We start from the raw sequence: 12,464 nt of genomic DNA on the forward strand, positions 1-12,464 counted from the left end.
ATAGATGTTTATTCTCTCAAGCTTTTGCTTGAGAGTATCTATTTAAATCCTCTTTCTCTTATATAATATTTAACTCATTATGATATAATTTAATCTAATCAAAATAAAAAAGAGTACAGATGAAAAAAATCAAAATATTAATAACTGCGGTCTCATTGTTACTAATGACAGGATGTGGAAGTAAAGTTCCTTTCAAAGAGAGTGCGCCGGTTGAAGATGCTTCCATAGCTTACATATATATGCCAAATTATAGTGAATTAGCAGATGGTAGTTCTAGCCAGAACTTCACAATCAGAATAAATGATAAAAGTGTTGAGGGTAGAATTAAAAGCAATGAGTACATGTTATTTGATTTAAAGCCTCAAAAGATTAAATTTTCCGCAACAAGAGATAGTATCGAGGAAAAATCTGTTACTTTGGACTTAAAAGTCGGGGAAACTTACTATCTTAGAATAAGAGATAATTTACAAAACGGTGGCTTTAGCTTTGAAAATATCTCAAAAGAGATTGCTAAAGAAGAGATTGTTAAAACAGGACTTGCCGGTTCAGTTTTGGAAGATGTAAACAACGTTATTACTGAATTAGTCGGCACAAGTGAGTCAAAAAAAGAGGAACCAAGTGTTCAAGTCTCAACAGTTAAATCTACATCAAAGATTGATGAATTGGAAAAAGCGTATAAATTAAAAGAAAAAGGCGCTTTAACTGACGAAGAATTTAAAACTCTAAAATCTCAAATAATCTCCAAATAAAACTACTTCGACAGTGCGAGCGAAGTGAAGCAATCCACTTCCTCGCAGTTTTCAATTTTTATGATTCTCATCAAACTTTATTTTAGCTCTAAAAGATATAATACATACAACAATTAAATAGGAAAATTAATGCTAATAGATAGCTATGAGAGAGTTGTTGATTATCTTCGTATCTCCGTAACTGAGAGATGTAATTTTAGATGTCAATACTGCATGCCTGAAAAACCGTTTTCATGGGTGCCAAAAGAGAATCTTCTTACATTTGAAGAACTTTTTTTATTTGTCAAAGTTGCAATTGACGAAGGAATTAAAAAAATCCGTATTACCGGCGGAGAGCCGCTTTTACGTGAAGATTTAGATAAATTTATAAAAATGATTTACGAGTATGAGCCTAACATAGATTTGGCTATGACTACAAATGCATTTCTTCTTAAATCAACAGCACAAAAATTAAAAGATGCAGGACTTAAACGTTTAAATGTAAGTATTGATACACTAAAACCTGAAGTTGCACAGAAAATAGCAGGTAAAGATGTTTTAAAAAATGTTTTAGAAGGCGTTGAAGAAGCAAGAGCCGTTGGGTTAAAAGTAAAAGTAAATATGGTTCCTATGAAAAATGTAAATGCTGATGAAATTTTAGATGTTTTAGAGTATTGCAAAGAGCGAAATATGTCGATACGATTTATAGAATACATGGAAAATCAGTTTGCCGCAAAAGAGATTAGCGGATTGAAATCTCCTGAGCTTTTAGGAATTTTGGCAAAGCAATATGAGTTTGAAGATGAGGGATTTGACGGTTCATCCCCTTCACACTATTATCGTATGAAAGACGGTTATAGATTTGGAATTATAGAGCCTTATGAAGATGATTTTTGTAAACAGTGCAATCGTATTCGCTTAACGGCAGAAGGACAGCTTATACCATGTTTATATTTTGATGAGGCACTAAGTATTGGAAAAGCGATAAAAGCAGGAGATATAGAAGGTGCTGCTGAAGTTTTAAGAGAAGTGGTAAAGAATAAGCCTGAAAAAAATCGCTGGGGCGGAGATGATGGTGAAGTCTCTTCTCGTGCATTTTATGAGACTGGCGGCTGATGATATATTTGGTTGAGCATTTTTACTCTATTCAAGGCGAGGGGAGATATACCGGTACTCCATCACTTTTTTTCCGATTTGGCGGTTGCAATATGAAGTGTGAAGGTTTTGGTTGTGAAGAAATAGCGCCTAACGGTACTCAAGTTTTAGGGTGCGATACGGTATATGCCGTTAACAAAGAGCACTTTTTACAAAACTGGATACCCATAAAGAGCTCTAAAGAACTGTTAAATATTTTAAATTTGTACGAACTGCCAAAAAAAGTAGATATAGTTCTAACAGGCGGAGAGCCGCTAATATATGCTAGCGAGCCGATATTTGTAGAATTTTTAGAAGCATTACATGTACAAGGGCATAAAATTACTTTTGAGACAAACGGTTCTATACATGTAGATTTTGAACAGTATCCGATTTATAAAAAATGTATATTTGCACTTTCTATAAAGCTTTCAAACTCAAATGAATCTTTTGGAAAAAGAGTAAGAGGTAATGTAATAAACTCTATTGCAACCAATGCAAAAGAGGCTTTTTTTAAATTTTCAATTGATGCCGAGTCTATTAATTTGGGACTTGAAGAGGAGATAGAGGAGATAATTATTCATTCGCCTACAACTTCGGTTTACTGCATGCCTCTTGGCGGAAATAAAGAAGAAGTCGAAGCAAATACCGAGCCGCTTATCGAGTTTTGTAAATCAAAAGGATATAATTTTAGTGACAGGCTTCATATAAGAGTTTGGGATAAAAATAAGGGTGTTTAGGAGAGTAGATGATAATTAGAAAAATGTTTAAATTCGAAAGCGCTCATATAGTCAGAGGCTGTTCTACCGTTAAATGCAGAAGTTCGCTTCACGGACACTCTTACAAAGTGGAACTTCTTTTTGAGTCAAATTTTTTGGATAACGGTCAAATGGTTTATGATTTTGGACTAATGAAGCAAAATATGAAAGCATTGATAGAGAGTTTTGACCACTCAATTGCTATCTGGAGCGAAGATAGCAAAGAGTATATAGAGGATATGAAAAAACACTCTTCAAGATGGGTTGTTATTCCGGTTTCTCCTTCAGCCGAGCAGTTTTCACGCGTTATATTTATACTTATAGACAAGCTTTTAGAACTTACGACTACGGTTAACGGTGAAAAAGAGGTAAAACTTAACAGTGTAATAGCGCATGAGACGGATACCGGATATGCTCAGGCTTTTAGAGAGGATGCATACTCTCTAAATATGGGCTTAATTGATTTAGATGATATTATCTTTAGCAGTGAAGTTCAAAACAGTTGGCATGATAGCAAATTATTTGAGAAGATAAAAAACAAGGAGAAATTTATAAACCCAAAAAGTGTATAAATTTCTAACTGTTTATCAGATTTACTGCTTCTTTGGAGTTAAAACTAAATCTGGTCGGGATAATTTTAACTTTAGCATCTTTTTTTAATATTTCGCAATTTTCATCGACTATAATGTAAGAGTTAGATACTGCAAGCGGTGATATCATTCCCGGTGAAAAGCTTATTTGAGGTTCAAACGAAGAGCCGTCAAAATATCCTGGGATAAGAGTTCTTCTTCCTGATTTTAACATGTAGTCATTTGTCATTTTTGTCTCAATAATGCCTATATATTTAGCCTCATCTCCGCTAAGGGCTAGAATAATGCTTTTTGCAAATAGCTCAAAATTTAGAGCTGCCGCAAGTGGATTTCCGGGTAGATTTAAAACTAAAGTCTCTTTTATACGTCCAAAAGTAGTCGGTTTACCGGGTTTTATTTCTATTTTGTCGAAAAATATCTCATAGCCAAATGCTCCAAATGCCTCTTTTGTAAAATCAGCATCGCCCACGCTTACACCGCCTGAAGTTATAATTAAGTCGCTATCAATAGCACTTTTTATATGTTCATGTATATCGTTCAAAGAGTCGCATGCCGTTCCTATAAAGTCAACTTCACATCCAAGTTCCAATGCTCTTGAGAAGAATGTAGGAGAGTTCGTGTTATAGAGTTGATGAGACTTTACATTTTCAAAGTGCATTTTAAGTTCATTCCCTGAGGCAAAAATAGCAATCTTTGGTTTTTTGTAAACTTTTACATGACTGATTCCCTGTGAAGCCAAAAGCGTAATATGATGTGCATAAATTCTCTGACCTTTAGTTAATAGAGTAGCGCTGCTTTTAATATCTTCTCCGCAAAGTCTAATATGTTTGGAAGATTTTATAGTTTGCGGAAGTTTTATAGCACTGTCTATTGTTGTTACGTCTTCAATCGGGACAATAGCTTCGCATCCATTTGGAATTTTTGCTCCTGTCATTATTTTAATAGCAAATCCGCAGTTTAGTTCCTCTTTTGAGTCATCCCCTGCAAAAATAGTGTGGTTTACTTTTACCTCTTTACCTGCATCTTCAATTTTTACTGCATATCCGTCCATTGCAGAGTTATCATAAGGAGGAAGATTGTGTGAAGCTACAACGTCCTCTGCTAAGACGTATCCTAAAATTTCTTCAATCGGTAATATTTTGAGTGATTTTGCCGTAGTATTTGCGTAAATATATGTAAGAGCTTCTTCTATCGTAACAGCCATGTTTCTTCTTTAATTAAATTTATTGTAGTATTTCACTATGAATGAAATGTATGATATGAGTATTGTAACACATAACTACGGTGTTATGACTGTTTTGGGAGTGATTTTAATAAATATTTTTATGCTTTTTGGTATAAAAAACTTAGCTAAATACACAAGGGCAATGTCGCTTTTTACACCTATCGGTTCAACAGTAATTGGAGTTGTAATCTTTACCGGTATTGTTATGATGGCATCAAAACATCTTGATTTTACAGTTCAAAATATAGTTATGATAATTTTTGCCGTAATTTTTATACTTATTGAGGTAAAACGCTCTCTTAACTTAAAGAATTTAAATAAAAATGATGAGAGAATATTTAAAGATTATAAAATTTACGCACTGAAACTTATGCTATTAGAAATTTTTCTAATTTTAACTATATCTTTTTGGATGTTGTTTTGATATATATTCTTGATGATGAAGCAGGCAAAGAGACTCTACATGTAAGAGGTGATTTGCATAAATATCTAATAAAAGTTCGCCGCCATAAAGAGGGTGATATACTTAATTTCAGATCAAGAGAAAATATAGAAGTTTTGCATACTTACAAGATTGAAAGTGTTGAACCAAGAGATGCAGAATTGTCTTTAATCTCTTCAGTGCCGCAAGAAGTAAAGAGTAAAAAATCTTTACATGTAGGCTGGTGTGTAATTGATTCAAATTCCGTAGAAAAAGTTCTCCCTCTGCTTTGTGAAATCGGAGTTGAGAGAATATCATTTATATCGTGCGAACGAAGTCAAAAAAACTTTAAACTTGATTTTAAAAGATTTGATAGAATACAAGAAGCTTCAATGCAGCAAAACGGAAGAAGCACATATATAGAGTTTGAGATATATAAAAACGTGAGAGATTTTATAACTAAATTTCCTGATACGAAAGTGTTTGATTTTTGCGAAAATATATTAAAAGACAGCTCTGATTTTAATACCGTATTAATCGGCTGCGAAGGCGGCTTTTCAAATGCCGAAAAAGAGATGCTCTCTTCTTTGGAGGTCTTTAGACTAAATACGCCTATGGTATTACGCTCTGAGAGTGCCGTTGTTGCCGTAGCTAGCAAAATACTACTTTAAGATAATTTTTGATATAATCCGCTTTCTAAAATCCGCACCCATACGGATTTAAAAAATATATAGATATTCGCAAATTACCGAGTATCAAAAGGCAAAAAAATGAAAAAAGATATTCACCCGAAATTAGTAACATGTACAGTAAGTTGTTCATGTGGAAACTCTTTTGAGACACAGAGTCAAAAAAGTGAAATGAGAATAGATATTTGTAACGAGTGTCACCCGTTTTTTACAGGTTCTGAGAGAATGGTAGATACGGCTGGTAGAATTGAAAAATTCAACCAACGTTATGCAAAAAAATAATCAAGACTTTTCTTGCTTACACTTATTCCAACTCCGATTGGAAATATCGGCGATATATCGCTTAGAGCAATAGAAGCTCTAAGTGAGGCCGACACGCTTCTTTGTGAAGACACCCGAGTTACAAAAAAACTAATCCACATCCTAAAAGAGCGATATAACACCTCTTTTAAACCCAATCAAAATTTTATTTCGCTCCATTCTCACAATGAAAAAGAGTTTATAGAAAAGCTTGAACCTTCCTTTTTTGAACAAAATGTTATTTATGTAAGTGATGCAGGTATGCCCGGTATAAGTGATCCAGGACAGGCACTTGTCAAATATTGTCAAGAAAATGGCATAAAATATGATATATTTCCGGGAGCAAATGCACTTTTGACTGCATTTGTAGCAAGCGGATTTGTTGAAACTAAAATGCTTTTTTGGGGATTTTTACCGCACAAGGGTAAAGATAGAGCCGCTTCGCTTCAAGGTGCATTAAGCAGCGGACATACGACAATATTGTACGAGTCTCCGCATAGGCTTGAGAAACTTTTAAATGAATTATCATGTGAAGAGCCTTTGCGAAAAATATTTTTGGCAAAAGAGCTTACAAAAAAGTATCAAAAATACTATTTTGGAACTGCTGATGAGGTTAAAGTAAAGCTTGATGCAAATCTTAGAGGAGAGTGGGTTGTGGTAATTGAAGCAGGTAGCATTCAAAATAGCAGTGCAATAACTCAAAATGATATTTTAGAGCTTGATTTGCCTAAAAAAGTACAGGCAAAACTTATCGGTAAAATAACAGGTGAAAATACTAAAGCTTGTTATGAGAGACTGTTAAATCTCTAAATGTTTCGTTTTTTAATTTTTTTTAGATAGAATGGCTATATGTTAATTTATGCAAAACAACCGGTTAATTATATTATAAATAATCATCCAAATAAAATAAGAACACTTTATTTAGCGAAAGAGATAGATAAAAAAGAGTATTCGCGTCTTATGAAAATGGATTTTGAGATTAAAAGAATTCCGCCTGATGCTGCGGGAAAAATGTGCAAAAATGCTTCCCATCAAGGAGTATTGGCAGAAATAGATGAGTACAAACTACATGATTATAAAACCTTTTTAAATTATGAATTTATACTTGTTTTATCTGGTTTAACCGATGTAGGAAATATAGGGGCAATTATTAGAAGTGCCTATGCTTTAGGTGTTGATGGAGTTATTGCATGCGGAATAAAATCACTTCCACTAGAGGCTGTTGTGCGAACAAGCACGGGAGCACTTTTAGATATGCCTTTTGCAATAGAGACAAATATTCATAATGTTATGAATGATCTTAAAATGTCAGGATTTTGTACATATGGCGCAGATATGGGTGGTATAGACATTCGTGATATAAAAGTTAAACCAAAAAGAGCACTCTTTTTAGGAAGCGAAGGAGAAGGACTTAGCGCTAGAGTTAGTACAAAATTAGATGAAATCATAAGCATAAAAATGTCACATGAGTTTGATTCTTTAAATGTTAGTGTTGCGGGAGCTATTTTGATGGATAGGATGAGGATATGAGTGAAGGGTTTAACAAGTTAAAAACTATAGGCGCGCAGAAGATTCATGAATCTACGCATATCGCAAGGATTTATGTCCAAGGGATTTTGCATGAGAGCTTTGAAGGGATGAGCAGCGTTCAGTTATCTGGTTTTATATCTATACTCGAGAGAGAGTACTCGGTAGATTTAAGTGAGTTAAGAGAGAGCGCTAAAAGATATTTTGAAAAAAATGCACCGGCAATTAAAAAAGCTAAAATCGACAAAGTTTTTCTTGCACACAACAGAAGAAGGGATTTTACAGCTGCATATATGATTTTAGGTGCGGCAATATTTATTTTTTTTGCATATTATACTATTCAACCTTCCCAGAACGAAGTTTTAAGAGTTGATAACACTACTATAAACAGCGCTCAGAACAACATATCCGTAGCAGAAAATAATATATCTACAATTGACAGCAATATCTCTATAGGCGAAAATAATATATCTACAATTGAGAACAATGTTTCAATAGGTAAAAGCACTACTGTTGCAGATGAAAATAATATTTCAACAGAAGAAAATGAGAAAAAAAGCAGCATAAATACTCAAGAAGAAAGCGAGCCGCCGATTGAAACAAAAAGTAAAGAGATTACTATGGATAATACATCCTTTAAGATAAAATCAAAAAACAATCTTTGGATAGGCTATATTGATTTAAAAACATATGAGAAACATAATAAAACCTTTTCAGGTGAATTTATTTTAGATGCTCAAAAAGATTGGCTTTTATCTTTTGGGCACGGCTATATAACCATAGAGATAAATAATGAGATTAAAAAATTTAACAATGCTACAAATATGAGATTTTCATATATAAATTCTGAGTTAAAAGAGATAGATTTTGAAGAGTTTAAAAGCTTAAACAGAGGCAATAAATGGTAAAAATAGTTTTAATTTTTACTTTAGTTTTCTCTTTTTTACATGCGGATAAACAAAAAAGTTTACCTAGTGACGATGTTTTAATGAAGAAAATTAAAAGTTTGGTAAATCCTGCTACATTTGCAAAAGACAAAGCGTACATAGACATCATTTTTACTCCTAGGTCTGATTATTACGGTAATGATGGAAAAATAAACAGTGTTAAGGTTATAAAAACTCTTAAAGACAACGGAATTCTAAACCTCTTTTTTAAAAAGCCGCGTGAGATAGATATTAGTTTTAAAACTAGCGGAGAACCGCTTTTTTTCATAAAAATTATGAGCGATTCGCTGAGAAATATCGGTTACTACAGGTATGTTACAAAAGAGTCAAATCTGAATGATTCAGAGTTTACATGGATAATTAGTTTAACATCAGAGTATGCTGCCGATCCTATAATTCTAAGTCAAGAACTTGAAAAAAACGGCTGTAAAATTATTGATATCAGTAGGGAAACACAGAGCGACTGGGCATATGTTATAGATATGCAAAATGCAAAACTAAATGTTGATACAATTTCAAATGACGATGAACTAAGATTAAAAAGGTCTCTTTATGCATACTGGCTAGATGTTTCCAAAGTAAATAAAATAGAGGTTTCAAGCTCTACTAGAAATGATTGGTATCCATATATTGCATATTACGATAAATCTTTAAAACTACTAAGAGTTACCAAAATAGATACAAAAAAAACAAATATAACTTTAAATATGGGTGAGAATACATATTATATAAAGATTTCTGATATATATACGCTAAAAAATATCAAAGATGATTTAGTTTTAAAACCCACTATGAAAAAAGTGGATTAATTGTAGAATTTTTTTGATAGAATGTCATCAATTATTTAATCAGGAATATTGATGTTTGATGAGATACAGTTTGACAGAATAAAAAAATTGCCGGAGTACGTTTTCGCCGAGGTAAATGCACTTAAAATGGCTGCTCGCAGAGCAGGTGCGGACGTTATAGATTTTTCAATGGGAAATCCGGATGGAGATACGCCTGAGCATATAAGAGAAAAACTAATTGAGTCTGCCCAAAAAACAAAAACTCACGGTTATTCAACCTCTAAAGGTATTCCGAAACTTCTTGTAGCAATTTCTGATTGGTACAAAAGAAGATACGGCTGTGATTTAGACCCTATGAGTGAGTGTGTTGCTACAATAGGCTCAAAAGAGGGTTATGCGCATTTAACTTATGCTATAACAAATCCCGGTGACGTTGCCGTTATGCCGGATCCTACTTATCCTATTCATGAATATTCTTTTATCTTAGCCGGCGGAAATGTCGTAAAATTTGCAATTGAGTTCGATGAAGATTATAAAGTTAAAGAGGATAAATTTTTTGAAGATTTAACAAGAGTTTTTAGAGAGTGTTCGCCAAAACCTAAATATGTTTTAGTTAACTTTCCTCATAATCCGACAACTGCGACAGTGACACAAGAGTTTTATATTAAATTAGTAGCAATGGCAAAAGAGAAGAGATTTTACATAATCAGCGATATTGCATACGGAGATATAACTTTTGACGGATATGTAACACCTTCTATTATGAGTGTTGAGGGCGCAAAAGATGTTGCGGTTGAGAGCTTTACTCTTTCAAAAAGCTACAATATGGCAGGCTGGCGTGTCGGTTTCTTTGTTGGAAATAAAAAGCTTATAGGTGCTCTTCAAAAGATTAAATCTTGGCTTGATTACGGGATGTTTACTCCTATTCAAGTAGCGGCTACGATTGCGTTAAACGGAGATCAGCAATGTGTTAGAGATATTACCGATAAGTATAACCATCGTCAAGAGATACTTTTAGAGGCGTTTGATAGAGCAGGATGGCATATACGAAAAAATCAGGCAAGTATGTTTGTTTGGGCAAAATTGCCTGAGTGTTGTGCACACCTAGGCTCACTTGAATTCTCAAAAAGACTTTTAACTGAAGCTCATGTAGCAGTGGCTCCTGGAATAGGCTTTGGCGAAAGCGGTGACGGATACGTTCGCATCGCACTTATTGAAAACGACAATCGTATTCGTCAAGCGGCAAGAAATATCAAAGAGTTTTTAAAACAATTTCAAGACGAAAACAAATAGTATGATAAAAGTCGGAATAATCGGTGTAGGAACGGTCGGAGCAAGCGTTGTCAACATTTTAAAAGAGAATGCCGATGTTATCTCTGCAAGAGCGGGCGTTGACATAGTAGCTAAGAGCGGAGTCGTAAAAAATTTAAATAAAGACAGAAGTTATTTAGGTATCAAGATTAGTGACAATGTGGATGATATTTTAAATGACGATGAGATAGATATCGTAGTTGAACTTATGGGTGGTGTCGAAGAACCGTTTGAAGTAGTTAAACGTGCATTAAAGAGCGGCAAAGCAGTAGTTACGGCAAATAAAGCTCTTTTGGCGTATCATCGTTATGAACTTCAGGAAATGGCGCAAGATATCGCTTTTGAGTATGAAGCAAGCGTTGCAGGCGGTATTCCTATTATTAATGCTCTTCGTGACGGTCTCTCGGCAAATCATATAGAATCTATTATGGGCATCATGAACGGTACATGTAACTACATGATGACAAAGATGACAAATGAAGGCGTTGCATATAACGATATCTTAAAAGAGGCTCAAGAGTTAGGTTATGCCGAATCAGACCCTACTTTTGACGTGGGCGGGTATGATGCCGCACACAAACTTTTAATCCTTGCAAGTATTGCCTACGGAATAGATGCAAAACCCGAAGATATTTTGATTGAGGGCATACAAAACGTTTCACAAGACGATATCTCTTTTGCCAAAGAGTTCGGTTATGTTATAAAACTTCTTGGAATTGCCAAAAAAGATAAAAATGAAGTTGAACTAAGGGTTCATGCATGTTTAATCAAAAAACAAGAAATGATAGCAAAAATTGACGGCGTTATGAACGGTATAAGTGTAGTAGGCGATAAAGTAGGCGAAACACTATACTATGGACCTGGTGCCGGCGGAGACGCTACTGCTAGTGCCGTAGTTGCAAATATAATTGATATTGCAAGAAGCGGAAAAAGCAAACCTATGCTTGGCTTTGACAAACCGATGGAAGGCAAGCTTACTCTAAAAGCAACGGATGATATAGAGTCAAAATATTACATTCGTATAAATGTTTCGGACAAAAAAGGTGTTTTAGCACGTATAACTAAAATTTTTGAAGATAACAATATCTCGGTAGAGACTATGCTTCAACGTCCATCTTTGGCAAACTCTGCAAATCTTCTTATATCTACGCATATAGCGTATGAAAGAGATATTCAAACAATGATGAAAGAGATTGAAAAGTTAGAGTTTGTAAATTTTGCCCCTGTTATGATTAGGATAGTGTAAAAAAGAGTTGAAAATCTTAATTACTGGTGCAAGCAGCGGCATAGGCGAAGCTCTTGCTAGACTCTATGCCACGAAAGAGAATGAACTTATTTTGTTAGCTCGCAGAGAAGATAGATTACTTCAAATAAAATCCGAACTTCAAAATGCCAAAAATGTTGAAATATTCACAGTAGATGTTTGCGAATTTGATGAGCTTAGAGAAAAAATTAAATCTCTTGACAATATTGACATGGTTATTTTAAATGCAGGAATGTCGCTTGGACACTCTTTAGAGATAACTCCGTTTGAAGATTTTAAAAAATTATATGATATTAACTTTATATCAAATCATGCAATTTTAGAAGTATTACTGCCACGATTTAAAGCCCAAAAAAGCGGAAAGATTGTTTTTATCTCATCCCTTGCTTCATTAATAAGTATGCCTACTTCCGTTGCTTACAGCTCATCAAAAAGAGCTATGAATGCTTATGCCGAGGGAATAAGGTACAAGTATAAAAAATACGGTATAAAAGTTATAAATATTTTACCCGGTTTTATAAAGAGTGAAATGACCGATAAAAACAGCTTTAAAATGCCGTTTCTTTTAGATACCGACAAAGGTGCAAAAATAATTTACGATGCTATCGGTAAAGAAAAAAGATTTTATCCCTTTCCTTTTAGATTTTATTTAATAATCCGATTTTTAAATTTGCTTCCGCAATTTTTAAGAGATAAAATTGTAAACTCTCTAAAATAATATTGGACTTCTTGCATAACCTAGATTGCCGCGGCTAAGCCTCACAATGACAAGTAAAGCAATC

General features: G+C 34.0%; 15 protein-coding genes. 14 read left to right on the forward strand and 1 reads right to left on the reverse strand.

Annotated elements, in window-relative coordinates:
* Nucleotides 1–119: 119 nt before the first annotated feature.
* The 4 genes from A2530_RS06405 (at nucleotide 120) to A2530_RS06420 (ending at nucleotide 3,192) form a co-directional block, all read left to right on the forward strand.
* The gene (locus A2530_RS06405) at nucleotides 120–749 is read left to right on the forward strand and encodes a hypothetical protein (RefSeq protein WP_294884991.1); all 630 of its coding nucleotides are present in this window, start codon (nucleotides 120–122) and stop codon (nucleotides 747–749) included.
* A 129-nt stretch (nucleotides 750–878) separates the two neighbouring features.
* Nucleotides 879–1,844, forward strand: coding sequence for a GTP 3',8-cyclase MoaA (moaA, locus tag A2530_RS06410; protein WP_294884990.1), 966 nt, complete (start codon nucleotides 879–881; stop codon nucleotides 1,842–1,844).
* Nucleotides 1,844–2,602: a 7-carboxy-7-deazaguanine synthase QueE gene (locus A2530_RS06415; protein ID WP_294884989.1), complete on the forward strand. Its 759-nt coding sequence runs from the start codon at nucleotides 1,844–1,846 to the stop codon at nucleotides 2,600–2,602. Before moaA ends, A2530_RS06415 begins: the two co-directional genes overlap by 1 nt.
* An 8-nt stretch (nucleotides 2,603–2,610) precedes the next feature.
* Nucleotides 2,611–3,192 carry a 6-carboxytetrahydropterin synthase gene (locus A2530_RS06420; protein WP_294884988.1) on the forward strand — a complete coding sequence of 194 codons (582 nt, stop codon included), beginning with the start codon at nucleotides 2,611–2,613 and terminating at the stop codon, nucleotides 3,190–3,192.
* Between the two features lie 4 nt (nucleotides 3,193–3,196).
* On the opposite strand, the gene A2530_RS06425 is transcribed toward A2530_RS06420, so the two are convergent.
* On the reverse strand, nucleotides 3,197–4,414 hold the full coding sequence (locus A2530_RS06425) for a molybdopterin molybdotransferase MoeA (protein ID WP_294884987.1): 1,218 nt from the start codon (nucleotides 4,412–4,414) through the stop codon (nucleotides 3,197–3,199).
* 37 nt (nucleotides 4,415–4,451) lie between these two features.
* On the opposite strand from A2530_RS06425, the gene A2530_RS06430 reads away from it, so the two are divergent.
* The 10 genes from A2530_RS06430 to A2530_RS06475 all read left to right on the forward strand — a co-directional run bounded on the left by A2530_RS06430 (nucleotide 4,452) and on the right by A2530_RS06475 (nucleotide 12,400).
* Nucleotides 4,452–4,859 (forward strand): hypothetical protein, encoded by a 408-nt coding sequence (locus A2530_RS06430; RefSeq protein ID WP_294884986.1) that lies wholly within the window; start codon nucleotides 4,452–4,454, stop codon nucleotides 4,857–4,859.
* The gene (locus A2530_RS06435; RefSeq protein ID WP_294884985.1) at nucleotides 4,856–5,527 is read left to right on the forward strand and encodes a 16S rRNA (uracil(1498)-N(3))-methyltransferase; all 672 of its coding nucleotides are present in this window, start codon (nucleotides 4,856–4,858) and stop codon (nucleotides 5,525–5,527) included. The genes A2530_RS06430 and A2530_RS06435 overlap by 4 nt, the downstream gene beginning before the upstream one ends.
* A 99-nt stretch (nucleotides 5,528–5,626) precedes the next feature.
* A complete protein-coding gene (rpmE, locus tag A2530_RS06440; RefSeq protein WP_294884984.1) occupies nucleotides 5,627–5,827 on the forward strand; it encodes a 50S ribosomal protein L31 in 201 nt (66 codons plus the stop codon).
* A gap of 12 nt (nucleotides 5,828–5,839) precedes the next feature.
* Nucleotides 5,840–6,655, forward strand: a complete 816-nt coding sequence (gene rsmI, locus A2530_RS06445) for a 16S rRNA (cytidine(1402)-2'-O)-methyltransferase (RefSeq protein WP_294884983.1) — start codon at nucleotides 5,840–5,842, stop codon at nucleotides 6,653–6,655.
* A gap of 39 nt (nucleotides 6,656–6,694) precedes the next feature.
* The gene (gene rlmB, locus A2530_RS06450) at nucleotides 6,695–7,375 is read left to right on the forward strand and encodes a 23S rRNA (guanosine(2251)-2'-O)-methyltransferase RlmB (RefSeq protein WP_294884982.1); all 681 of its coding nucleotides are present in this window, start codon (nucleotides 6,695–6,697) and stop codon (nucleotides 7,373–7,375) included.
* Nucleotides 7,372–8,280: a hypothetical protein gene (locus tag A2530_RS06455; protein WP_294884981.1), complete on the forward strand. Its 909-nt coding sequence runs from the start codon at nucleotides 7,372–7,374 to the stop codon at nucleotides 8,278–8,280. The genes rlmB and A2530_RS06455 overlap by 4 nt, the downstream gene beginning before the upstream one ends.
* On the forward strand, nucleotides 8,274–9,128 hold the full coding sequence (locus A2530_RS06460; RefSeq protein ID WP_294884980.1) for a hypothetical protein: 855 nt from the start codon (nucleotides 8,274–8,276) through the stop codon (nucleotides 9,126–9,128). The genes A2530_RS06455 and A2530_RS06460 overlap by 7 nt, the downstream gene beginning before the upstream one ends.
* Nucleotides 9,129–9,179: 51 nt before the next feature.
* The gene (locus tag A2530_RS06465) at nucleotides 9,180–10,400 is read left to right on the forward strand and encodes an LL-diaminopimelate aminotransferase (RefSeq protein ID WP_294884979.1); all 1,221 of its coding nucleotides are present in this window, start codon (nucleotides 9,180–9,182) and stop codon (nucleotides 10,398–10,400) included.
* Between the two features lies 1 nt (nucleotide 10,401).
* A complete protein-coding gene (locus tag A2530_RS06470; protein ID WP_294884978.1) occupies nucleotides 10,402–11,664 on the forward strand; it encodes a homoserine dehydrogenase in 1,263 nt (420 codons plus the stop codon).
* A gap of 7 nt (nucleotides 11,665–11,671) precedes the next feature.
* Nucleotides 11,672–12,400: an SDR family NAD(P)-dependent oxidoreductase gene (locus A2530_RS06475; RefSeq protein WP_294884977.1), complete on the forward strand. Its 729-nt coding sequence runs from the start codon at nucleotides 11,672–11,674 to the stop codon at nucleotides 12,398–12,400.
* Nucleotides 12,401–12,464: the final 64 nt, after the last annotated feature.

This window comes from Sulfurimonas sp. RIFOXYD2_FULL_34_21 (assembly GCF_001830805.1).
Classification (GTDB): Bacteria; Campylobacterota; Campylobacteria; order Campylobacterales; family Sulfurimonadaceae; genus Sulfurimonas.